15 protein-coding genes are annotated in these 23,000 nt (G+C 69.7%); 4 read left to right on the plus strand and 11 right to left on the minus strand.

The window, feature by feature from the left end:
* Positions 1-7: 7 nt before the first annotated feature.
* From QO010_RS17635 to QO010_RS17650, 4 genes are read right to left on the minus strand one after another with little or no spacing between them, the layout of a single operon-like run.
* Complete coding sequence (locus tag QO010_RS17635) at positions 8-451, minus strand: hypothetical protein (protein ID WP_307351324.1); 444 nt, start codon at positions 449-451, stop codon at positions 8-10.
* Positions 448-810, minus strand: coding sequence for a hypothetical protein (locus QO010_RS17640; protein WP_307351326.1), 363 nt, complete (start codon positions 808-810; stop codon positions 448-450). Before QO010_RS17640 ends, QO010_RS17635 begins: the two co-directional genes overlap by 4 nt.
* A 20-nt stretch (positions 811-830) precedes the next feature.
* Positions 831-2,033, minus strand: a complete 1,203-nt coding sequence (locus tag QO010_RS17645) for a type II secretion system F family protein (RefSeq protein WP_307351328.1) — start codon at positions 2,031-2,033, stop codon at positions 831-833.
* Positions 2,030-3,775 (minus strand): GspE/PulE family protein, encoded by a 1,746-nt coding sequence (locus QO010_RS17650; protein ID WP_307351330.1) that lies wholly within the window; start codon positions 3,773-3,775, stop codon positions 2,030-2,032. The genes QO010_RS17645 and QO010_RS17650 overlap by 4 nt, the downstream gene beginning before the upstream one ends.
* Before the next feature lie 37 nt (positions 3,776-3,812).
* On the opposite strand from QO010_RS17650, the gene gspG reads away from it, so the two are divergent.
* From gspG to QO010_RS17670, 4 genes are read left to right on the plus strand one after another with little or no spacing between them, the layout of a single operon-like run.
* Entirely contained in the window at positions 3,813-4,259 is a 447-nt protein-coding gene (gspG, locus tag QO010_RS17655; RefSeq protein WP_307351332.1) for a type II secretion system major pseudopilin GspG, read from the plus strand.
* 11 nt (positions 4,260-4,270) lie between these two features.
* Complete coding sequence (gspD, locus tag QO010_RS17660; protein WP_307351334.1) at positions 4,271-6,262, plus strand: type II secretion system secretin GspD; 1,992 nt, start codon at positions 4,271-4,273, stop codon at positions 6,260-6,262.
* On the plus strand, positions 6,249-6,980 hold the full coding sequence (locus tag QO010_RS17665) for a hypothetical protein (RefSeq protein WP_307351336.1): 732 nt from the start codon (positions 6,249-6,251) through the stop codon (positions 6,978-6,980). The genes gspD and QO010_RS17665 overlap by 14 nt, the downstream gene beginning before the upstream one ends.
* Positions 6,977-7,606 carry an A24 family peptidase gene (locus tag QO010_RS17670; protein ID WP_307351338.1) on the plus strand — a complete coding sequence of 210 codons (630 nt, stop codon included), beginning with the start codon at positions 6,977-6,979 and terminating at the stop codon, positions 7,604-7,606. The genes QO010_RS17665 and QO010_RS17670 overlap by 4 nt, the downstream gene beginning before the upstream one ends.
* A gap of 58 nt (positions 7,607-7,664) precedes the next feature.
* Here QO010_RS17670 and QO010_RS17675 read toward each other — a convergent pair whose 3' ends face one another.
* From QO010_RS17675 to QO010_RS17705, 7 genes are all read right to left on the minus strand, one after another.
* Positions 7,665-15,008 (minus strand): hypothetical protein, encoded by a 7,344-nt coding sequence (locus tag QO010_RS17675; protein ID WP_307351340.1) that lies wholly within the window; start codon positions 15,006-15,008, stop codon positions 7,665-7,667.
* 372 nt (positions 15,009-15,380) lie between these two features.
* Positions 15,381-17,396: a hypothetical protein gene (locus QO010_RS17680; RefSeq protein WP_307351341.1), complete on the minus strand. Its 2,016-nt coding sequence runs from the start codon at positions 17,394-17,396 to the stop codon at positions 15,381-15,383.
* Positions 17,397-17,401: 5 nt separating this feature from the next.
* Entirely contained in the window at positions 17,402-17,539 is a 138-nt protein-coding gene (locus QO010_RS17685) for a hypothetical protein (RefSeq protein WP_307351343.1), read from the minus strand.
* A gap of 2 nt (positions 17,540-17,541) precedes the next feature.
* Positions 17,542-18,651 carry an MBOAT family O-acyltransferase gene (locus QO010_RS17690; protein ID WP_307351345.1) on the minus strand — a complete coding sequence of 370 codons (1,110 nt, stop codon included), beginning with the start codon at positions 18,649-18,651 and terminating at the stop codon, positions 17,542-17,544.
* Positions 18,648-19,544, minus strand: a complete 897-nt coding sequence (locus QO010_RS17695; protein ID WP_307351347.1) for a hypothetical protein — start codon at positions 19,542-19,544, stop codon at positions 18,648-18,650. The genes QO010_RS17690 and QO010_RS17695 overlap by 4 nt, the downstream gene beginning before the upstream one ends.
* Positions 19,541-21,343: an AMP-binding protein gene (locus tag QO010_RS17700; protein WP_307351348.1), complete on the minus strand. Its 1,803-nt coding sequence runs from the start codon at positions 21,341-21,343 to the stop codon at positions 19,541-19,543. The genes QO010_RS17695 and QO010_RS17700 overlap by 4 nt, the downstream gene beginning before the upstream one ends.
* Positions 21,340-22,860: a class I adenylate-forming enzyme family protein gene (locus QO010_RS17705; protein ID WP_307351350.1), complete on the minus strand. Its 1,521-nt coding sequence runs from the start codon at positions 22,858-22,860 to the stop codon at positions 21,340-21,342. The genes QO010_RS17700 and QO010_RS17705 overlap by 4 nt, the downstream gene beginning before the upstream one ends.
* Between the last annotated feature and the right edge of the window lie 140 nt (positions 22,861-23,000).

A 23,000-nucleotide genomic window follows, 5' to 3' on the forward strand; every position in this document is an offset into this window, starting at 1 on the left:
CCGCCCGTCAGCTTCCACGGCACTCGCCCTTGGCGATGTCGTAATTGCACAACTCGGCCAAATCGCAGCGCAGGGCAATGACCGCCATCGTCGCGCCCCGCCGCTCGATGCTGGCGCTGGACCAGCCGCCGCGCGGCTGGCCGTCAGCGCGGTAGGCGGCGGCGGTGCGGACCTGCGCCTTCGCCGGCAAACCCATCAGCGGCGTATCCAGTTCGCCGACCCGGGCGGCCAGGCCGAACTGGGACTGGGCCAGGGTCGCCTTGGGGCTGGCGCAGCTGTCGAAGGTCCTGGCCTGCTGCTGCAGGGAGCGAACTTCGGCGTCCGGCCGCCCCTGGGCGAGGGCGCGGCGGGCCAGGGCCACATAGTCGACCTGCAGCCACAGCAGGGCGGTGACGATCAGCCCGGCAATGGCGACGGCGACCAGGGTCTCGGTCAGCGCGAAGCCCTTCATGCCCCCCCCCCGGTGATCCAGGCCTCGACCCGGTCGGACTGCGGCCGGCCGCCGGCCCGCCAGGTGACTTCCAGGCGCACCCGCTGCGGCCCGGCCCCGAACGGGCGGTCGACCAGGCCCAGCGGCAGGCGCCGCCAGCGATAGCGGCCGATCTGGCCGCCGGCGGGGCTGGCGAGTTGGACGGGCGAGGCCAGGCGCGCTTCCTCATAGAGCCGCTCGACCACGGTGGCGGCCTCGAGCCGGGCCTTGGAGCGCTCCAGAGAATGGGCTGTCCAGACCAGCAGGGTCACCGCCACCGCGCCGGTGACGGCCGCCAGGGCCACCGAGACCAGGGCGTCGACCAGGATGTAGCCCCTCATCTTCCTGGAATGGGACCGCTTCACACGTCCACCGACTGGCTGATGGCCAGCAGCCCCTGGAAGACCACCAGCACGATGGTCCCGACCACCAGGCCGATGCTGAGCACGATGGCCGGCGTCAGCAGGGCCAGGAGCCGCTCGGTGCGCTCGGCGGCGCGGACGGCCATGGCCTCGCCGGCCTCGTCGAGCACCCGGGGCAGGTCCGAGGCGGTCTCGCCGACCTTGGTCAGGCTGACCAGCAGCACCGGCGCGCGCGTGGCGGCGAAGGCCCCCGACAGCTTGGCGCCCTCGCGCAGGCGCGCCTCCTGGGCCTCGAGCGGGCGGCGCAGGGCCTCGATGCCTATGGCTTCGACGCTGACCTTGAAGGCGCTGGCCAGCGGCACGCCGGCCCCGATGGCGATGGCCAGCCGCCGGGCCAGGCTGCCGTAGACGGTGTCGGCCAGGATGCCGAGGCCCACGGGCGACAGCATCAGGCCGTAGAGCAGGCGCTGGGCCAGCGCGCGGACGGGCGCCACGAAGGCGATGGCGGCGATCAGCCCGGCCAGGCCCAGCCCGATCAGCGGCGCGGCCTGACGCAGAATCCGGCCGGCCGCCAGGACCACCCGGGTCGAGGTCGGCAGGTTGGTCACCCCGGCGAAGGCCGGCTCCAGGGCCGGCAGCACCACGAAGGCGAAGAGGGTGATGGCGCCGGCGGCCATGGCCATCACGAACATCGGATAGATGATCATGGTCAGCAGCCGGTTCTTGGCCGCCGAGGAGGCCTTCAGCGCCGCCGCCCCGCCGCTGAGGATGTCGGTCAACCGGCCGGTGGCCTCGCCGGCCTTGGCCAGGGCCTGCAGATAGCGGCCGGTCTGGCCGGGCAGCATGTCCAGCGCCGCCGAGAACGGCCGGCCGGCCATCAGCTCGCCGCGCACGTGATGGGCCAGCCGCGCTGCCTGGGGCTGTTCGGCGGTGGTCTCGATGATCTGCAGGGTCTGGCCAAGCGAGAGGCCGCTCTTCAGGAAGCGGGCGATGTCGGCGCAGAAGGCCCCGGCCTGGGCCTCGTTCAGTGACAGCCTGGTCGAAGGTTGCGGCGCGAGCGATGCGACCAGCGGCGTGATGGTGAGTGGCGTCACCTTCTCGGCCAGCAGGCCATCGCGCAGCTGAGTCTCGTCGGCGGCCTCGCGGCGGCCGCGCACGGGCCGGCCGTTGGCGTCCATGCCCCTGTAGGCGAAGGCTGTCACAGCCCGACTGCCCTGAACACATCGTCAAGGGAAACCTCGCCCGCCGCCGCTCGCGACAGCGCGTCCTGGGCCAGCGGCCGGAAGGCGGGCTGGGCGGCCAGGGCGTGGCGGATATCGGCGGTCGGGGCGCCGGTGGAGATCATCCGCTCGACCGTCTCATCGACGGTGAAGATTTCGCCCAGCGGCAGCCGGCCTGCCCGACCCGTCCCGGCGCAGGCGCGGCAGCCGGCGGCCTCGTGCAGGCGCGCGCCGGCCGGATCGACGCCGTGGGCGCTGAACAGGGCGCCTTCCTCGGCGGTCATCGTCCGGGGCGTCTTGCAGGCTTCGCAGAGCTTGGGGGCCAGGCGCTGGGCCGAGGCGCCGATCAGCACCCCGGCCAGCAGGTAGCGCTCCACGCCCATGTCGGCCAGGCGCGCCGGGGCGGTGGCGGCGTCGTTGGTGTGCAGGGTGGCCAGGACCAGGTGGCCGGTCAGGGCCGCCTGCACCGCCAGATGGGCGGTCTCGCTGTCGCGGATTTCGCCGACCAGGATGACGTCGGGGTCGTGGCGCAGAAAGGCGCGCAGGGCCGAGGCGAAGGTGACGCCGGCCGCCTCGTTGACCTGGGTCTGGTTGATGCCGTCGAAGACGTATTCGATCGGGTCCTCGATGGTCAGCACCTTGCGCTGCCGCGTCGCCAGCCGGCGCAGGGCCGCATAGAGGGTGGTGGTCTTGCCGCTGCCGGTCGGGCCGGTGACCAGGATCAGGCCGTAGGGCTTGCGCAGCTGCTGGCTGAGGCTGTCGCGGAAGCCCTGGTCGAAGCCCAGGCTGTCGACGGTGAAGTCCAGGCCGTGGCGGACCAGCAGGCGCACCACCGCCGACTCTCCGAACACGGTCGGGGTGGTGGAGATGCGCAGATCGGTCGGCGCGCCCCGGATGGCGGCGGTGGCCCGGCCGTCCTGCGGCGCGCGCACCGAGGCCACGTCAAGGTCGGCCAGCACCTTGATGCGGGCGATGACCCCGGCCCCGAAGGCCGAACTCAGGGGGTCGACGTCGCGCAGATCGCCGTCGATGCGGAAGCGGACCAGGCAGCGGTCGGCCTTCTGTTCCAGGTGGATGTCGGAAGCGCGCTCCTGCAGGGCCCGCTCCAGCAAGCCGTCCAGGTAACGGACCACGGGCGCGTCGCTGGCGAAGTCGCGCAGCCGCTCGGCGTCCTGGGCCAGGTCGGCCTCGGCGGCGGCCCCGGCCTGGGCGGCGACGGCGGCGGTGCGGGCCGCGCGCCAGAGATTGAAGGGCACGGTGCGGAAGCTGACCGGCTTGCCGGCCGCGAACTGCACGCCGCGCCGCAGCTCCACCGAGCCGGCGTCGACCAGCCCGATCTCCAGCCGCTCGGCGCTATCGTCCAGCACCAGGGCGTAGTTCTCGGCCAGGAACTTGTCGTTGAGCGCCGCGGGACCGGCGATGGGGGCCGGCGGCGGGCCATCCCAGAGCGGGGCGTCGTGCAGGCTGGCGCTGGCGGCGGCGATGGCTTCGTCCGGGGCCAGGGCCAGGCGGCTGGCGACCACGGCGGGAGGCTGGCCGGCCTCGACCACGGCGGCGCGCAGGCGTTCGCGGCCGGCGGGCTCCAGGTTCAGCGCACCGGCCAGGGCCTTGGCGGCCTCGGCCAGACGGCGGGACAGAGCCGGCAGAGTCAGATCGGGCGCGACACTGGGCCCACTCGCGTCGCCGGCGACCCCTGGTAGACTCGGCGGAACGGGCTGGGGCATAACTAAACTGCACAGTTTTGAGTAGGTCGGGACCACCATGGCGGTTTTAGCTTCCAATCGGAAGACCAAACAGCGAGGCCGCCAGGCGCTGCCAGGTTACACTCTGACCGAAATGCTCGTTGTGGTGGCAATTATAGGGTTAATCTCGGCCGTGGTGATCCCGCAAACCATCGGACAACTGGGAAAAGCTCAAAACCGCGCTGCTAAGTTGCAAGCGCAAAGCGTCGCGAACGCCGTCGAACTGTTCCAGGGCGACAATGGCCGGCTGCCGACGGAGGAGGAGGGCCTGGGCGTCCTGGTGACCCGGCCGGCGGGGCTGGACGGCTGGACCGGACCCTATATCCGCACCCAGGCGCAGCTGAAGGACAGCTGGGGCCGGCCTTTCATCTACAGACAGGACGGCAGCGGCTTCACCATCAGTTCGCTGGGGGCTGACGGCAAACCGGGTGGCGAGGGGGCGGACCGGGACATCTCGGTCCAGTAGAGGCGCGAAACATGAACACAGTCAGGCTGATAGGCCTGCTCCTGGCGGGCTTGCTGCTCGCCGCCTGCGCCAGCGATCCGCGCCTGCCCGGCGGCAGCGGCGCCCTGCCCCAGGCCCAGCCGACCTCGCCCGCCGCCCAGGCCCAGGCTCAATCGTCCGCCGCCCGGGTGGCCGATGCGCCGACGCCGGACCGTCCCGGCTGGACCGACACCCCGCCCCAGGCGCCCGCGCCCGCCCCGACCGCCGGACCGGTTTCGCCCCGCGTCTCGATGAACGTCATCATGGACCGCGCCCCGATCGCCGCCGCCGCCGACGCGGTGCTGGGCGATGCCCTGCAGCGGCCGTTCCGCATCGACCCGGCCGTCACCGGCGAGGTCTCCTTCCGGCTGGTCGGCGACATGAGCGAGGCCGACGTGCTGACCACCTTCGACCAGGCCCTGCGCGCCTCGGGCGCGGCCCTGTCCGGCGGCCCGGGCGGCGCCCTGACCATCGTCCCGGTCGCCAGCGGCCCGGCCTTCTCGGTGCTGCCGGGCGCCGACAGCCCCCAGCGCGCCTATTTCGCCGGCGGTGTCGCCATCTACCGGGCCCGCAATGTCGCCGCCGCCGAGCTGGTGCGGCTGCTCACCCCGCTGGCCGAGGGCCGGGCCCAGGTGCGGGCCGACCCGGTGCATGAGCATGTCTACATCTCGGGCGATCCCGGCTCGGTGAACAGCCTGCTGCGCACCGCAGAACTGTTCGATGTCGACTGGATGGCCGGCAACAGCTTCCAGTACTATCCGCTGAAATACGCGGCCGCCAAGGACGTGGCCGAAGACCTGCGCCGGGTCTATGGCGGGGCCGACGGGCCGGTGGGCACTCAGGTCGACCTGATCGACATCAATCGCCTGAACGCCATCATCATCGTGGCCAAGTCGCCGGCCCTGCTGGCCCAGACCGCCAAGTGGATCGACCGGCTGGACCAGCCCGCCTCGCCCTCGGACCAGCGCCTGCGGGTCATCCCGCTGGACAACATCAAGGCCGAGGATTTCGTCAAGGTGATCGGCGGCTTCTTCGGCGGCCCCGGACCCCAGGCCCCTGGCTCCCTGGCCGGCCCGGACAGCGCCCCCTCGGCGCCGCAGGGCGCCAACAACGTCACCGCCGATCCGCGCTCCAACTCGGTGCTGATCTACGCCAACGACGCCGAGTATCAGAACCTGCTGCAGGTCGTCCGCCGGCTGGACGTGCCGCCCTCGCAGATCCTGATCGAGGGAACCGTCGCGGAGGTGCGGCTGAACGACAAGCTGAACCTGGGCGTCCAGGCCTTCCTGTCGAACAACGCCCGCTTCGCCGGCGGCATGTCGACCACCACCAACGGCAATGGCGCCCTGACCTTCCCGGGCCTGTCGCTGCAGTATTTGGGCCGTGACTTCAAGGTGGTGATCAACGCCCTGTCGGCCGTCACCGATGTCGAGGTGGTCTCGACCCCGCGCCTGCTGGTCTTGGCCAACGAGACCGCCACCCTGCAGGTGGGCGATCAGGTGCCGGTGATCACCCAGACCAGCACCGGCGACCAATCGACCAGCCTGACCGTCAACTCGGTCACCTATCGCGACACCGGGGTGGTGCTGACCGTGACGCCGCGCGTCGGCGAGGGCGGGCGGATCTTCATCGACATCCAGCAGGAGGTCAGCGACGTCTCGGCCACCACCACCTCGGACATCGACTCCCCGACCATCGCCCAGCGCAAGTTCCGCACCCAGATCGCGGTGGACGACGGCGAGGTCATCGCGCTCGGCGGCCTGATCCGCACCAGCCGCAGCAAGGGCGACACCGGCGTGCCGGGCCTGAGCCGCATCCCGGTGCTGGGCGCCGCCTTCCGGGGCCGCGAGAACGTCAAGAGCCGCACCGAGCTGGTGGTGTTCCTGAAGGCCACTCTGGTGCGCAACCGGGCCGACGCCGACCGCATCACCGACGAGATCTCGGCCGGGCTGACCGCCCTGGGCTTTGGGCGTGACCGGCGCTAGCACCCGTTTCAGGGGCTTCACCCTGCCCCTCACCCTGGCCCTGGCCTTCTCGATCATGGCCGTCGCCTCGGGGCTGACCGGCATGGTCACCGTGCGGGCCAAGGCGGCGCGGCAGCGGGACAACGACGTCTATGCCCGCATCACCCTGGAATCGGCGGTGCAGGCGGGCCTGGCCCGGCTTGAGGCGGCCGGCGTCCCGCAGACCGATCGTTGGGAGAGCGTCGAGAGCCTGAACGGTCGGACGGTGCGGCTGACCTTCATGGCCGTGCGTTACTCGGCCGACATCAATGACGATCCGCCAGAGACGGTGGTGGCCGCCATCCCCAATCCCGCCCTGCAGGCCATGGCCGTCAAGGCTCTGACCACGCCCGGCGATCCGCCGAGCCGCGCGCACTTCATGCGCTTGCGCGACTTCCTGACCGCGGCCGGCGCGCAGGGCTCGGCCGAGGACTGCCTGCGCGGCCTGCTGACCCTGGGCCGCCAGACCGGCGCCCCCGATCCCCGCCCGGCCCGCACGGCGCTGAGGCCCGAAGCCGTCGCCCTGCTGCCCGGCGACACGGTGGTGGTGCGCGCGGCGCTGGGCTCGGCCAAATACCAGGACGTCCTGTGGGAGCGGGTTCGCTTCACCGGCCAGAAGGGCGTGGCCTGGCATATCCACGACTGGCGCCAGCTGCGCTTGGCCCCCGACGCCCACCTTTGCCCGCCGCCCGCGGCATGAGCGCGATCGAGATCGCCGACCGTGTCGTCTGGGTTCTGGGTGGGGTCGCCCTCGGGCTGGTCGCCGGCGTCTTCGCCGCCCGCTGGCCCAGGCTGCCGACCTTCGCCAACCCAACGGGAGGGTCGCCACGCAGCCTGATACTCGGGGCGGCTTTCGGACTGCCGGCCGGCGTCGCGGCGACCTTGGCGGTGAAGTCGACCGACAGCGCCTGGCTTATCCTCACCGGCGCGATCCTGGCCTATATCGGCCTGGTCGACCTGCGTCGGTTCAGCATTCCGCTTTTTGGCCTGGTCCTCCTCGCCATGTCGATCCTCCCCGAGCTGATCCTGAGCGGCGAACCGGTGGAGGGCCTGGCGACGGGTCTGGTCCTGGCCCTGGTCCTGGAAACCCTGCGACGCCTGGGCGGCCGCCAGGGCCTGGGGGCGGGCGATGTGGTGCTGGCGGGGCTGCTCGGGGTGCTGGCCAATTGGCGGCTGGCGCCGCTGATGATCGCGGCGGCCGCCCTGGCGCCGCTGACGATCCAGGCCGTGACGCGACGCCGGGGACCGACGCCGTTTGGATTCTGGCTGTGCCTGGCGGGCGTTGCGGTGCTGACCCTTCAAACAATCGGGTTCGCCCAGCCTTAACGGCAAGCGCAAGGGCGGGAAGCCGGCTTGCCGGCTGCCCGCCCCCGGACCGCTTAGCCTACCAGCGCCAGCGGAAGCCGACGTTGCCTTCCGTCGACTGGTAGTCGTCCTTGAACTTGGCCCCGACGGTGGCGAAGGCCGAGAAGGCGTTGACCGTGCTGAACAGGTTCACGCTGGCCTGGACTTCGCCGAACGTGCCGGAGAAGTCATCGCCCAGCGGCAGGTCAGGCCCGCCCGTGTGGATGGTCAGACCATTTTCGCCCTCGAACTCATCCCACACCCGGCCGGTCAGCGCGAACTTGGCGTTGAACGTGTCCATGGAGGCGTTCATGCCGATCCGGCCGCCCAGACTTCCGCGGAAGCTGGTCTGGTCGTCCCAATCGATCACAGCGCCAGGCACGGTCACATCGTCGATGTCCGTCTTGACATAGGCCAGGCTGGCCAGGGGCTCGAAGAAGCCCTGTTCGCCCAGCTTGAAGGTCCAGCCGCCTTCGACCTGACCGCCCAGCGACTTGAGCTGCGAGCGGAAGATGTTCGAACCGACCGGGCCCAGGGTGGGCGCCTGCCAGCTGAGGTCGAGGTTGTTGGCGTTGACGATCGCGTTGATGAACAGGCCGTCCGACAGGTAGGTGACGTAGCCGCCGATATCGTAGCCTTCCATCGACGCCACGGTGGGCGAGGCGTTGAAGGAGACGTCGGAGTCGACGTAGCCGACCATGCCGCCGAACAGCCAAACACCGTTGCTGGTCGAGCGGACCAGGTCGACACCGGTCAGCAGCGCCGAGGTGTTCTGGCTGTAGCTGGTGTCGAAGGTATAGGTCGTGCCCAGCACCGAGAAGGTCGAGGTCAGGTCACGGTCGGCGGAGGCGCCCGTGATCCGCACCCAGACGCCCGTGCCGTTGCCGCTGATGTCGCCCACCTGATCGCGGATGTCGGCCTGACGGTCGGCCCAGGTTCCGGTGGTTTGATACCAGACCGACTGGGCGGCCTGGCCCAGGGTGGTGAACTCGAAGGCCTCGCCGTCCGGAACGCCGACCAGCAGGTGCTGCTTGCCGCTCAGGATCAGGTCATACATGAACAGACCCTTGTCCAGCACGCCGTCCGGCGAGCTGGGGTCGGCCCGCCAATGCGGCGAGGTCGGATCCAGCGAGAAGTTGGTCGCCGCCGTGGCCCCGGCCCCGGTGACGTCGACCAGGACGATGCCGCCCGGGTTGAAGCCGCCGGCGCCCGCGTTGGTGTCGGTGACCAGGATCAGGGTGCTGCCGGTGGTGGTGCCGCCCAGCAGGCTGAAGCAGTCGGCCGCGGTCAGGACCGCGCAGCTGGTCTGGACGGTGGCGCCGAGGTTGGCGTCCATCACCAGGCGGCTGGAGCCGCTGCCGTTGAAGGTGGCGCCCGGGGCGAAGATCGAGTCGTTGGCGAAGCCGTCGGACGCCGCCGTCAGGGTCGTGCCGGACGAGCCGAACACGATCCGGCCGGAGTTGTTCCAGGTCTCCAGGTTGGTGATGGTCAGGGTCGCCGCACCTTGGGCGGGCTCGCCGACGATCAGTTCACCGCTGTTGGCGAAGATGTCCGCCCCGCCGCCGAAGTCGAACGAGGTGGCTACGCCCCCGGCGTTGGTGAAGATGATGCCGGTGTTGTTCAGGGTGTCGGCGCCCGGGGAGAACGTCGAGGCCCCGGTGGTGTGCCAGCTGGTCGACGAGGTGTTGTTGAACACCACGTTGCCCGTCAGGCCCGAGAACAGGACCCGGCCCTGGATACGGCCGCCGTTGTTGATCACCACGCTGCCGCCGATGCCCCGGATGGCCAGGTCGTCATAGCCCGTGGTGGTGTTGTCGGTCGAACGGACCACGCTGTTGGCGCCGACCGTGAAGTTGGTCGTGCCGCCCACGGCGTTGTTCAGATCGACGACCCAGCCGTTCACGCCCGCGCCGGCCCCGATCAGGGTGGTGCCGGTGTTGGTGGTGATGTTGACCGTGCCGCCCGCCGAGGTGGTGCGGACCGCGCTGCCGACGGTGTCGGTGATGGTGCGGTTGGCGGCGCTGGCGACCGTGATAGTCCCCGTGCCGGTGGTGACCGCGTTGATCGCCGCATTGCCCGCGCCGGTGGCCGTGACGTTGCCGTTGACGTTGAGCGTGGTGACGCCCGCGCCGGTATTGCCGGTCAGGATGCCGTTCGCGCCGCCGGTGACCGTATTGTTGTTGGTCACGACGATGGCGGCGACGGTCGAGGAGGCTTCGATGCCGTCGGCCGAGCCCTGAACCGTACCGTTGGTGGTCACGGCGATCGCGCCGCCGGCCGACTGGGCGTGAATGCCGTCGCCGCCGTTGCCGGTCACGGCCGAGGCCGCGGCGGTGTCGACGGTGATGGCGCCCGCGCCGCTGTCGACCGCCAGGATGCCGTTGAGGGCGCCCGTGACGTTGAGAGCGGTGTCGATGTCGATCAGGCCGGTGACGCCGCTCGCACTGATGGCGTTGCCGGTCGTGCCGGTGACCGTCCCGTTGGCGGTGACGCGCACCCCACCCGTGCCGGCGTTGGTCGCCTCGATGCCCGTCGTGCCCGAGACGTTGCCTGCGGTCACGATGATCGCACCCGCGCCGGCGGCGTTGGTCTGCCGGGCGATGATGGCCGTGTTGCCGGTGGAGGTGACCGAGCCCGCGGTCACCGTCACCGCGCCGCCGGCTGTTTGCGCATAGATGCCGTTGCCGGTGGTCGCGTTGACCGCGCCAACGGTGGTCACCGTGGTCGAGCCCGTGCCGAAGTTCTCGGCGTCAACGCCGAACCGGGCGGTGATCGTGCTGTTGGCGGTGACGTTGATGTTGCCGGTCGCCGCGGCCGGGAGGATCGCCGCCACCATGCCGGCGTTGCCAGCCTGGATGGCGCCGTTGGCCACTTCGGTGACGTTGCCGGTCAACGACTGGCTTTGAACGTCGATGGCGTTCTTGCCGGCCGCCAGCGCGGTAACGGCGCCGGTGGTGACGCTGACGCCCGTACCGGCCGCCACGTCACGAACAAAGATGCCGTTGCCGCCGGTCGAGCCGCTGGCGCCGGAGATGTTGACCGTGGTCGTGCCCGAGCCGTTGTTGAGGATGTTGGCCCCGTCGTCGGTCCCGCCGACGAAGCCGCCGGTCCCAGTCACCGAGATGTTGCCGGCCCCGCCGGTCCCGCCGATCAGCGACAGGCCACGGGTCGCGCCCGTCACCGTGTTGTCGACGACCACGGTCACGGCGCTGTTGCCGGTCGCGGTGATGCCCGTGGCGGCCGTGCCGGTCACCGTGCCGTGGGTCGTAACCCCGACTGTGCCCGTGCCGGCGTTGGTCGCCGTGATGCCCGTCGTGCCCGAGACTGTCCCGGCGGTCACGCTGACATTGCCGGCGCCCGCCGCCGAGGTCTGTTGGGCGATAATCGCCGTGTTGCCGGTCGAGGTGACATTGCCCGCGGTCACTGTAACAGCGCCGCCGGTGGCCAGCGCGAAGATGCCGTTGCCGGTGGTCACATTGACCGCGCCCACGGTGGTCACCGAGGTCGAGCCCGTGCCGAAGTTCTCGGCGTCGACGCCGAACCGGGCGGTGATCGTGCTGTTGGCCGTGACGTTGATGTTGCCGGTCGCCGCGGCGGGGAAGATCGCCGCCACCATGCCGGCATTGCCCGCCTGGATGGCGCCGTTGGCCACTTCGGTGACGTTGCCCGTCAACGACAGGCTTTGAACATCGATGGCGTTCTTGCCGGCCGCAAGCGCGGTAACGGCGCCGGTGGTGACGCTGACGCCCGTACCGGCCGCCACGTCACGAACAAAGATGCCGTTGCCGGCGGTCGAGCCGCTGGCGCCGGAGATGTTGACGGTGGTCGTTCCGGAGCCGTTGTTGAGGATGTTGGCCCCATCATCCGTGCCGCCGACGAAGCCGCCGGTCCCGGTCACCGAGATATTGCCCGCCCCGCCGGTCCCGCCAACCAGGCTCAGACCGCGCGTGGCGCCCGTCACCGTGTTGTCGACGACCACGGTCACCGCGCTGTTGCCGGTCGCGGTAATGCCCGTGAGGGCCGTGCCCGTGACCGTGCCGTGGGTGGTGACGCTCACCGAGCCCGTGCCGGTGTTGGTCGCCTCGATGCCTGTCGTGCCCGAGACGGCGCCCGCGGTCACACCGATCGCACCCGCGCCGGCGGCGCTGGTCTGACGGGCGATGATCGCGGTGTTGCCGGTCGAGGTGACATTGCCCGCGGTCACGGTCACAGCCCCGCCGGTCGCCAGCGCGAAGATGCCGTTGCCGGTGGTCACATTGACCGCGCCGACCGTGGTCACCGTAGTCGAGCCCGAACCGAAGTTCTCGGCGTCGATGCCGAAGCGGGCGTCGATCGTGCCGTTGGCCGTCACGTTGATGTTGCCGCTGGCGCCCGCGTTGAGGAGCGCCGCCACCATGCCGGCGTTGCCAGCCTGCAGATTGCCGTTAGCGACCTCCGTGAGATTGCCCGTCAGCGACAGGCTCTGGACGTCGATAGCGTCCCGCCCGGCCGTCAGCGCCGTCACCGCGCCGGTGGTGACGCTGACGCCGGTGCCGGCCGCCACGTCCCGCACGAAGATGCCTTCGCCGCCCGCCGAACTGCTGGCGCCGGAGATGTTGACCGTGGTCGTTCCCGAGCCGTTGTTGAGGATGTTGGCCGCATCGCCGGTGCCGCCGACGAACCCGCCGGAGCCGGTCACAAAGATATTGCCGCTGCCGCCGGTCCCGCCGACCAGCGACAGGCCGCGGGTAGCGCCGGTCACCGTGTTGGCGACCGACACGAATACGCCGTCATTGCCGACCGCCCTGATGCCTTCGGCGACGGTGCCGGTCACCGTGCCGTTGGCGGCGACGCCGATCGCGCCAGTGCCGAAGTTATGCACATCGATGCCCGTCGTGCCCGAGACATTGCCCGCGGTCACGCCAACCACGCCGGCGCCCGCCACCGAGGTCTGCTGGGCGATGATCGCGGTATTGTTGGTCGCGGTGACATCGCCCGCGTTCACGATGACAGCGCCGCCGGTCGACAGCGCGAAGATGCCGTTGCCGGTCGTGACGTTGACCGGACCAACCGTGGTGACAGAGGTGTTCCCCGAACCGAAGTTCTCGGCATCGATGCCGAACCGGGCGGTGATCGAGCCGTTGGCCGTCACATCGATGTTGCCGCTGGCGCCCGCGTTGAGGATCGCCGCCACCATGCCGGCGTTGCCCGCCTGGATGTTGCCGTTGGCCACTTCCGTGACGTTGCCGGTCAGCGACTGGGCCTGGATGTCGATGCCGTCCTTGCCCGCCGTCAGGGCCGTGACCGCGCCGGTGGTGACGCTGATGTCGCCGCCCGCCGCCGTATCGCGCACGAAGATGCCTTCGCCGCCGGTCGAGCTGCTGGCGCCGGAGATGTTGACCGTGGTTGTCCCGGAGCCGCTGTTGAGGATATTGGCCGCATCGCCCGTGCCGCCGACGAAGCCGCCGGTTCCGGTCACCGAGATGTCGCCCGTCCCGCCGGTCCCGCCAACCAGGCTCAGACCGCGAGTCGCGCCCGTCACCGTGTTGTCGACGACGACGGTCACCGCGCTGTTGCCCGTCGCCAGGATGCCCTCAGCGACAGTGCCCGTGACTGTGCCGTGGGTGGTGACGCTCACCGAGCCCGTGCCGTTGTTGTCGGCGAGTATGCCGGTCGTGCCCGAGACATTGCCCGCGGTCACGCTGACATTGCCGGCGCCCGCCGCCGAGGTCTGCTGAGCGACGATGGCCGTGTTGTTGATGGCGGTGACATTGCCCGCCGTGACCGTCACAGCCCCGCCGGTCGCCAGCGCGAAGATGCCGTTGCCGGTGGTCACATTGACCGCACCAACGGTGGTCACCGTGGTCGAGCCCGAACCGAAGTTCTCGGCGTCGATGCCGAACCGGGCGTCGATCGTGCCGTTGGCCGTCACATTGACGTTGCCGCTTGCGCCCGCGTTGAGGATCGCCGCCACCATGCCGGCGTTGCCCGCCTGGATGTTGCCGTTGGCCACTTCCGTGACGTTGCCGGTCAGCGACTGGGCCTGGATGTCGATGCCGTCCTTGCCCGCCGTCAGGGCCGTGACCGCGCCGGTGGTGACGCTGATGTCGCCGCCCGCCGCCGTATCGCGCACGAAGATGCCTTCGCCGCCCGCCGAGCTGCTGGCGCCCGAGATGTTGACCGTTGTGGTCCCCGAGCCGTTGTTGAGAATATTGGCCGCATCGCCCGTGCCGCCGACGAAACCGCCGGTTCCGGTCACCGAGATATTGCCAGCGCCGCCGGTCCCGCCAACCAGGCTCAGACCGCGCGTCGCGCCGGTCACCGTGTTGTCGACGACGACGGTCACGGCGCTGTTGCCGGTCGCGGTGATGCCCGTGAGGGCCGTGCCAGTGACCGTGCCGTGGGTGGTGACGCTCACCGAGCCCGTGCCGTTGTTGAGCGCCGTGACGCCCGTCGTGCCCGAGACATTGCCCGCGGTCACGCTGACATTGCCCGCGCCCGCCGCCGAAGTCTGCTGAGCGACGATGGCCGTGTTGTTGATGGCGGTGACATTGCCCGCCGTGACCGTCACCGCGCCGCCGGTGGCCAGCGCGAAGATGCCGTTGCCGGTGGTCACGTTGACCGCGCCGACCGTGGTCACCGTGGTCGAACCCGTGCCGAAGTTCTCCGCGTCGATGCCGAACCGGGCGTCGATCGTGCTGTTGGCGGTCACATCGATGTTGCCGGTTCCCGCCGCCGGGAAGATCGCTCCCACGATGCCGGCATTGCCCGCCTGAATGGCGCCGTTGGCGACAATCGTCACGTTGCCGGTCAGCGACTGGCTCTGAACGTCGATGCCGTCCTGGCCGGCCGTCAGCGCCGTGACGCTGTTGGTGGTCACTGAAATGCCGGTGCTGGTCGCCACGTCGCGGACGACGACGCCCTCGCCTGACGCCGCCGAAACACTGCCGGCGATGTTGATATTGACCGAACCGACGCCGCCGGTCTGAGTCGCGTTGAAGGCGTTGCCCGAACCGTTGTTGGCGATGCTGCCGCCCGTGTAGATGATCGGACCGCCTGCCGCCGAGACCGACAGGGCGGCCGTGCCGCCCGCGGTCGGCGTATTCCCCAGATCGACACTGATCGTGCCGCCGTTGGTGACGGTGACACCGCCGGTTCCGGTATTGACAGCCGACAGGCCAAATCCGCTGACCGTCGCTCCCGGATTGACGGTCATGATGATCGGTGTGGGGAGCAGGCCCTCGTAGTCGCGGTCCACAGGCGCGTTGGCGGGGAAGGTCGTATCGGTGGTGACGGTGGTGTCGCACACCACCGTGTCGAAGCCGACGGCGCAGGCCGCCTGAGCCTGTTCGGGGGTCAGCAGGCTAGCGCCAGACGTGGCGGCTATGCCTATGGCCGACAGCAACGCCAGCCGGCTTGCCTGCGAGCGCAGGGTCCTCAGTGTTGCCGATTTGGTGGAAGATAGTCCGGGAAGCGAAATCGAACCAAAGGAAAACTGAACACGCGTCATGAACCTGCCCCTCGTGCAGTCAATTCATGCGTCCCCCGATCCCGCCCGAACTGTGTTGTCGATTACTGATTGTATGTCCGGGCCCCCCAGATGAGTCAACGGGCTTCGGCGGGACAAGTGAGCTGCCGTGGTAAACGGCGAAGGCGGCAGGCCCGGAGGTTACCGAAACCGATTGAAACTACTATTGATTGCCCAGAGCGTTGCGGCGAATACCAACAAGAGTGTCAATAGTTGCACGCGACCGCCAGAGTGAATCGGACATTCACTCTAGCGCTCGCGAACATTCCTGGCAGGCTGGGGCCCGCTCTTTTCCTTTGCCGGCATGCGCGACTCGTGGGGTTCTGGCCGGCCGCCGAAGATCAGCTCATCGCGCCGAAACAGGGTCGCCAAACCGAACAGCAAGGTGTCGAGAGCGCCGAAATCCTCGACAATCCGCCGGTCGGCGCCCGTCACGTGGCGCAAGGCGACGGCCGCCTCGATCAGAAGCGTGCTCTCCAGGGAGAGCCACCGCCCGCCGACCGACATTTCCAGATGGCCGCCGGTCCGGACCCGTGGGGGCGCGAGGTCGGCAGCCAGAAGCGCCCCAAGCCGCTCCGCCAACGCCCCGTCATCTCCGCTCGGACGCCTGTATCTCCCGCCGATCGGAGCCTCTTCGCCAGCCCCCGGAATCATCAGCGCGAGGGCGCTCGTCGGTGAACTGTCGGGCCTGACGCCGATCTCGATATCGAGCCCCATCGCCATGCCGGCGACCAGCAGGATGAAGACGAGCGGGTCGGTGGCAGCGGGCAGTCCCAGGCGGTCACCCGCACGCAGGCCTTCCTCCTCCAGCAGCCTCGCCGCGGCGGCGACGGCGCGGGCGAAGTCTCCGCCGGTCAGACTGGCGCCGTCGGGCAGAGTCACCGCCGGCTTGGGATCATCCCACAGGGCCTCGATGAGCCGCGGCAACAGGAGCCCGGGCTCCCCGGCCGGAAGTTGGTTGGCGTGGAAGCGCTGCATCTCGTGAGCCTGCGGCGACACCGTCACTGGCAAGAGGACCTCGGCGGCGACCAGCCGGGTCAGGGGATCGTCCGTCGGCCGTGTCTTCGAGGGGCCGATCACGGCGTCGATCCGTGACCGCGTATGACCGGTAAGCGCCAGGCAGAGAATCAGCCAGTCGATGGGAGAGACACTCAGGGGTTCGGCGGGGAGCCGTCGCTCGTAGATGGGGTGGCGGCTCAACAGACGTCCGACCTCGCCACTACGCAGGCCAGGATCGACGACCAGATCGCCCCGGCCCGGCCGCAGTCGCAGCAAGGGATTGACCAGAAAACGACCGTCCGGGTCCGGCAGGGCGGGCGGCGGCGCGATCATCGGGGCGCGGGCCGGGTCGGCGATCAGGACCGCGCCGTTGTAGTGGGGGGTGTCCGGGGAGTCGTCCAGTCGGTCGCCGGCCCGCGCATTGAACAGATCCGCCTCGCTCAGCACCCAGCCCTGGCGGCCACCGCCCGCCAGCACGCCGTCAAGCCAGGCCCGATAGTCCCTGCCGTGCAGCTGCCGGCATCCGCGTTCGAAGAAGGGGTCGGGTTCGGCGTTGCTGAGATGCAGATGGGCGAAGAGCAGGGCTGCGTCGGGCCGGGCCACCCGCAGGCATTCGCCCGCGAACGGATACAGCTCGTAGCGATGCAGGCTGTCCAGGGCGTAGACGGCGCCGAAAGCCCCATCCCTGAACGGCAGGGGGCGGTTTGGCGGTATGAACAGGATGTCGAGATTGGCCGCCCGGCGATCGGGTCCCAGCCAGTGGCGGAAACCGCGGTAGCCGAGAACGCTGGAGTCACCCTCCCACAGGCTTATGACCCGGTTGTCGGGGAACAGGCCGGCCAGCCATTCACCGCTCCAGCCGGTCCTGCCCCAGACGTCGAGAATGACATCTCCGGGTTGCAGATGAGCGGCCAGGATTCCCAGCAGAGGCTCGGCCGCGCGCGTCGATTCGTTGAACGGCTGGAAGGCGGCATAGGCCTCCCACAGGTCGCGCCGGTCCTTGCTCGCACGATAGTCCTCGTAGGCGGCCGGATCGCCAAACAGCTGCCCCGAGAGCGCTTCGAGCGCCGGAGCGGACACCTGCCCGGCATGCATCCGCGGCTCGGTGAACAGCGGAAAACCCTCGATCACCGGGATATGCAGGCCGCAGGCCGCGCAGTTCAGATAGCCCTGGCGGGTATCGCCCGTCTCGTCGGCGGGACCGTGGAGCTCAAACCCGCGCCGGCAGGTCGGGCAGGCCAGGATCGGAAGCGTCGCGCGCCGCATCGCCGCTAGAGCTTCATATAGGAGAAGGCGCCGAACGGCGTGTCGGAAAGCAGCACGACCAGTACGATGGCGAGCGCCTCGATCGCTGCGCAGATCAGGGTCGCGGCCAGTTTGGGCAGCCGGCTGCTCAGGGTTGCATACATGCTCAGATCCTTTCGATGAGCCGTTCGACCAGCGTCGTGACCGTGAAGCTGAGGACGACGAAATTCAGCGTCAGAAACACCGCGAAGGCCGTCCAGGTATGACGTATCGGCGCGGGCAGCCGACCCATGGCGGGCGCCAATGCCGTGAAGCGCCGCCAGATCGACAGGCCCAGTGCGTGGTAGAGCCCCCAAAGCAGGTAGTGCAGGGAAATGGCGTGCCACAGCCCCAGAACCAGCATCGAGGCGGTGATGGCCAGAAGGTGGCTGCGGGTCCTGGCCATGGCCGGCGCGTAGACATAGTCGCGGCACCAGGTCGAAAGGCTGATATGCCACCGGCGCCAGAAATCGCCGATGTTCCGCGCCAGGAACGGCCAGTCGAAGTTCTCACGCAGGCGAAAGCCCATCAGGGCCGCGAAGCCAATGCCGATGTCGCTGTAGCCGCTGAACTGGAAGTAGAGATTGGCCCAGCTGAGCAGGCCGTGCCGATAGATATCCAGCGCCCCGCCCCCCAGCGGGTCGGTCTGGGCGCTATAGCCCAGCCGCTCGACAAGAATGAAGTTGCCGATGACCACGATCTTGCCGGCGCCGGCCAGGATTCGGCCCAGACCGCGTGAAAACACGGCATTGTCCCAGCGTCGCCGCGCCAGATCGCGCTGGAACTCGTCGAAGCGATGGATCGGGCCGAAGAACAGGGCCGATGGCAGGAACTGATAGGTCGCATAGTCGGCCAGGCTATGGGGCCGCAGGCGCCCGAGGTTGGCTTCGACGAGATAGTGGACCGTGCGCAGCACGTAATAGGCCATGCCAAGCGGCAGGATGAGCGATAGCCCGCTGGCTTGACGCGAGCCCCAGAGCAGCGCGGCGTAGGCGGCCGCCAGACCGGCGATCGTCAGGCTGACGCCAACGGACCGGAGGCGTGTCAGACGCGCCACGGAGAAACTGACGACCGTGCCGGCCCCGAGGACGGCCAGGGACGCCGGCGCATACCAGGCCAGCAACCCGCCGCCGCCCAGGCCGACCACTAGGGGTTGCCATCGCGCCGGGACGAGCCAGGCGAGCGCGGTGATGGCGCAAAGCCAGGCGAACGCCGGAAGCAACAGGCCTTCATTCACGGGGCTGCCCCGGGCGGCGTGGTGCGGATCAGGCGGACGATCTGGGGCGCGAGCCAGGCCATGTAGAGCCGGCGTCCCTGGGCGTTCAGATGACCCGCGTCGGCGTAGGCCGACTGAGGGAAGGCGGTCGGCGGACTCAGCCGTTCGTCCCCGGGATCCCGGGCCAGTTCCGCCAATGTCCGCCGGGCATGACTGGCCAGCCTTTCCGGAAATACGGCGGCCGCGGCCGGTGATCGCGTCACATCGATCAGCACCGTCCGCGCCCCTCGGGTCCTGAGGCCGGCAAGCTGATTCAGATAGGCCGCCCGGTCGGCCGCCGAACTGGCCCCGAGCTCGGAAAGCGCGCTCTGGTAGGCCTTCATCTCGGCGGCGGAAAGCACGGGCGGCGCCCCCGCGCCGCAGGGCGCGCGCCCAGCCACGGGGTCGTTGAAGGCGATGCGCTTGAGGCCAAATCGAATGCGCAGGGCGCGCTTGGCGCGGGCGCGCCAGGACACCGTTTCGAGCGCCGGCAATCGTCGATGCGTGTAGAGAACCAGGTCCTCCTCAAGCAACACCAGCGCGGGACGCAGGGTCGCCAGCCGCTCGAACGCGGGCCTTAGGTCCTCGTACACCGCCCCCTGTCGCGTTATTCGAACGACCTGGGCTTCGACCCCAAGGGCCCGTATCCGGGCGGCAAGCTCATCATCGAAGCCGATCCCGCACTGCACCTTCGAGGAGCCGATGAGCACGACGATGGGTGTTTCCCGCGTCGCCACGCGGTCCAGCCGGGACAGATTCAGATCGCTGTTCGCATCCAGCCGCCCCGCCGGATCGGCGGCGAGGCCGGCCAGGACCGCGGCGGCAAGAGCCGCCGCCAGGGCCCAGCTCCAGAGCGGCTGGGTCCCGCGGGTCATCGAGATTCGATGAACCTTGCCAGGATCCGCAGGCTGTCCAGCTTCATGATCTGCCGCGGCGACAGCTGGATTGCGAAGGCTTCCTCAGCCGCGAAGACGAGGTTGAGATGAGCCAGGGAATCCCATCCGCCGACGGTTCGCGGAGACGAGTCGAGCGAAAGCCCGTCGGCCTCCACGCCGAAGACCTCGGCCGCGACCTTCAACAGCCGCTGTTCGATATTGGAGCCGGCGTTGGAGCGGGTGGCGGCCTCGCTGGCCGCCAGCGCGCGCGCCTCGTCGAGAATCACCTTTCCCGAGCGGCCCTTCGGCAGATCGGTCGTCATGACGATACGGCCCGGAGTCTTTCGCGGCTCCAGGCGGTCCCGGCAAAACGCCAGCAGCTGCTCGGCGGTGACCTCGGCCTCCGCGGCGACCAGCGCGGTTACGGTCTCGCCCCAGTCGGTGTCCGGTTCGCCAAAGACGACCGACTCGCGGACGCCCGGGTGCTGGTTCAGCACCTCGGTGATCTCGTCGGGGTGAATGTTCAGTCCGCCCCGGATGATGACACTCTTCCTTCGGCCGCAGATCCAGTAGTCGCCCGCAGCGTCGCGGCGCGCGATGTCGCCGGTGTGCAGCCAGCCATCGACGAGGGTCTGCCGTGTCAGGGTCTCGTCGTCGAAATACCCCGACATGATGAGGTCGCCCCGGATCAGCAGTTCGCCTTCCGGCGCCTCGACGCCGCAGTCGTCGATGATCCGCAGCTCGCAATCGACCGGCTGGCCGATACTCCCGCGCTGACCGCCGCCAAGGCCGCCACCCGCGAAGACCCCGCCGGCGACGGTCTCCGTCAAGCCGTAGCCATTGATGATTTCGAGGGAGAAGGTCTCCTCCATCGTCTTCCAGAGCCCGGCCTCCAGCGCGCCGCCGCAGGAAACCAGGTATTTGAAGTCGCCGCCCCGGAACGCGTCCGACCTGTCCCCTCCCAGTCGGGCGATCAGCGACATCATCGTCGGCACCGCGATCATGTGGGTGATGCGCTGCTGAAAGACGCTGTCCAGCACCCGCTCGATCGTGCCGATCTCGAACCGGACCGGACGATGGCAGCTGGCCCCCGTGGCGAAGGCCAGCAGGGGTCCCTGAACCTGGCCGTCGGCGTGGGACAGCATCAGCGTGTTGAGGATGCGGCTGGCGCCGTCGATCCGGTACACGCGCGCCAGGCTCTCAAGGTGGGCGAAGAGGGCGCGATGGCTGATGCAGACGCCCTTGGATTCGGCGGTCGTTCCGGACGTGAACAGGATGTAGGCCAGCGTCTCTTCGGGAACCGTGGCCGGGGGCGAACTGGCGGTCTCCGCCTTGAGCAGGACTTCCAGTCCCGAAACCGGCTTGCCGACGCCCAGAAGCGCGCTGAGGCCATGGCTGCGTCCCGCCGGGGGTGGGGACACCTTGACGACCGGCCAGGTCGCCGCGCGATCGCACCAGGCGGCGGCGAGGTCGGCGCTGAAGATGGCCAGGGCGGGCCTGGCTCGCCGGATCAGGGTGACGGCGCGATTGACCGGCGTCAGAGGGTCAATCTGGACGGCTGTCACGCCCTGACAGATCAGGGCCAGGAACAGGATCGCCGTATCTCCATCGTCGGGCAGGCCCGCCACGACCCGGTCGCCCGGTCGGACACCATGGCGCGCCAGCAGTCCCCCGACCCTCTCGATGCTGTCGGCGAGTTCGCCATAGGTGATGGGGCGCCCCTCGACGGACAGCCAGGTCCGGCGCGAAAGCGGGGAGTCTTTGGCCTTGTCGAACAACGCCCGTGCGGGACTGCTCACTGAGCCAACTCCGGCAACCGGTGGCGCAGGAGCTTGCCGTTGTTCTGGCGGGGCAGGCTCTCGACCAGCAGGATGAGGGACGGGCGTCGGCCCAGCCCCAGATGTTCGGCCGCGAATTCGGCCAGCATCGGGGTCAGGTCTCTGGCGGCGTCGGCGACTGGAGCCGGAACGACCAGGGCGATGATCCGCTCGCCGCCCCCCGGCTCGGGGCGGCCAAACACCGCCGCCTCGACCACCTCGTCGTGACGCTCCAGCACCTGCTCGATCTCCTCGGGTTGAATACGCTCAGTCGCCAGGGTGTTGATGAAATGGCCGATGCGGCCGACCAACTCGTAGCTGCCATCGGCGCGCCGCCGGGCCAGATCGCCCGTGCGCAGCCAGTCGCCGTCGAACCGCTCGGCGCTGGCCTGGGCGTCGCCCAGATAGCCGCTCATCAGGCGGGCGCTGCGAATCTGCAGCTCGCCCTCAACGTCGGTGGATGAGATCACGCCATCAGCGCCGACCAGCCGGGCCTGGCAGTCGACGGGATGGCCCAGCCCCACGTCGCCTGGCCGCCAGCCGCTCAACCGCTGGCTGAGGCACAGGCCCGCCGTCTCGGTAAGGCCGTAGTAGTTGATCACCGGCACGCCCCACCGGGCGTGCATCCGCGCCGCGCTGGTCGCATCGAGGGGCGCGCCGGTGCAATAGATGGCCTTGAGACCGTCGAACATCGCCGCCGGAACCCGCGCGCCAAGCAGGGCCAGCTGCCGCAACAACAGAGGCCCGATCACCAGGCGCTGGCAGCGGGCCAGAGCCAACTTCTCGATCAGGCTGAACAGGTCGCCCCGGTCGGGGCCGGGCAGTGGGACCCATTCGACGCCGCCCAGCGGCGCCGCCAGAAAGGCGTTCCGCAGACCGCTCATGGTGTGCGGGTCCGGCAGGTTGACCAGGCGCTCACCCGGCTCCCAGCCAAAAGCGTCGATGGTCGACCGGGCGCTCTGGATCAGGGCGGCGCGGCTCAACACGACGGCCTTGGGCGTTCCTGACGAGCCGGAGGTGTAGAGACAGGCCCCGGCGGCCGTGGCCGGAACGATGGCCGTCGCCCCCGTCCCCTCGGTCCCCGCCGCCCAGTCGGCGAGCGCCGAGAGACCGCCGAAGTCCGTCCCGCCGTCGAGGTGCAGGCTGGCCGCATCCGGAAAGACCGCGGCCGCGGCGGCGGAGGTGGTCACGACCAGTCCGGGCGCCAGCCGGCCGGCGGCGTGCGCCAGTTGAAACGCCGGCCACCCTTCGTCGACCGGGACGAAGACGCCGCCGACGATCATGCTCGCCCAGAACAGGACCAGCGCCGCCGCCTGTTGCGGTCCCTGGTAGAGGATGACCACCCCCGGCCCCACGCCCAGCTCCCCGAGCCGAGCGGCGACGGCGGTAACCAGCGGGGCGAGCGCGGCATGGTCCAGTGTCTGGGATCCGGTCAGATCACTGACGCGGACGCCATCTGGCAAGGCCAGGTCAAACGCCTTCCCGGGGGTGCACTTCATGGGTTTTCATTCGTTCGGCGGCGCGCGCTGGGTCAATCCCGCATTCAGGGGATACCACCCCACCGGGTCGGCCGTCTGGGCGACTACGGTCAATCGCGCGCGGACGGAAAGATCGTGGAAGGAGCAGACTTCCCCGCATG

It is taken from the genome of Caulobacter ginsengisoli, from assembly GCF_030814835.1.
GTDB classification, from domain to species: Bacteria; Pseudomonadota; Alphaproteobacteria; order Caulobacterales; family Caulobacteraceae; genus Caulobacter; species Caulobacter ginsengisoli.

Coding starts and splice junctions, on each gene's coding strand:
- gspG (WP_307351332.1), top strand. CDS start 3,813: ATGGCGGTTTTAGCTTCCAATCGGAAGACCAAACAGCGAGGCCGCCAG.
- QO010_RS17705 (WP_307351350.1), bottom strand. CDS start 22,860: ATGAAGTGCACCCCCGGGAAGGCGTTTGACCTGGCCTTGCCAGATGGC.
- QO010_RS17650 (WP_307351330.1), bottom strand. CDS start 3,775: ATGCCCCAGCCCGTTCCGCCGAGTCTACCAGGGGTCGCCGGCGACGCG.
- QO010_RS17695 (WP_307351347.1), bottom strand. CDS start 19,544: ATGACCCGCGGGACCCAGCCGCTCTGGAGCTGGGCCCTGGCGGCGGCT.
- QO010_RS17640 (WP_307351326.1), bottom strand. CDS start 810: ATGAGGGGCTACATCCTGGTCGACGCCCTGGTCTCGGTGGCCCTGGCG.
- QO010_RS17685 (WP_307351343.1), bottom strand. CDS start 17,539: ATGTATGCAACCCTGAGCAGCCGGCTGCCCAAACTGGCCGCGACCCTG.
- QO010_RS17670 (WP_307351338.1), top strand. CDS start 6,977: ATGAGCGCGATCGAGATCGCCGACCGTGTCGTCTGGGTTCTGGGTGGG.
- QO010_RS17680 (WP_307351341.1), bottom strand. CDS start 17,396: ATGCGGCGCGCGACGCTTCCGATCCTGGCCTGCCCGACCTGCCGGCGC.
- QO010_RS17635 (WP_307351324.1), bottom strand. CDS start 451: ATGAAGGGCTTCGCGCTGACCGAGACCCTGGTCGCCGTCGCCATTGCC.
- gspD (WP_307351334.1), top strand. CDS start 4,271: ATGAACACAGTCAGGCTGATAGGCCTGCTCCTGGCGGGCTTGCTGCTC.